This window comes from Bacillus sp. SIMBA_005 (genome assembly GCF_046535585.1).
Classification (GTDB): domain Bacteria; phylum Bacillota; class Bacilli; order Bacillales; family Bacillaceae; genus Bacillus; species Bacillus pumilus.
In genome coordinates, this window is record NZ_JAWRWI010000478.1 from 1 (window position 1) to 268 (window position 268).

The window sequence follows — 268 nt, forward strand, 5'->3', positions numbered from 1 at the left end:
GGGATCCTCCCCAAGGAGAGCCGCTCTATGGTTGACGAAGCTCCGCGCGTCCTCGTCGTCGATGACGACCCCGACGTCGCTCTGCTCGTGAAGACGGTGCTCGAGCGGCGCGCGGGCTGCATCGTCGACATCGCGCAGGACGGCCGCGTCGCGATCGAGCGGATGGCGGAGGTGCGCCCCGACGTCGTCGTCACCGACATCGAGATGCCGGGGCTGAGCGGTCTGGAGCTGCTCGCGGAGCTGCGGCGCACGAGCCCGAACGTCCCCG

At 70.5% G+C, this 268-nt stretch carries 1 protein-coding gene; it reads left to right on the plus strand.

Features of this window, described 5'->3' with window-relative positions:
• Positions 1 to 27 precede the first annotated feature (27 nt).
• Positions 28 to 268, plus strand: a 241-nt coding sequence (locus SB660_RS20965; RefSeq protein WP_410584299.1) for a response regulator transcription factor, incomplete at its 3' end; no start/stop codon positions are given.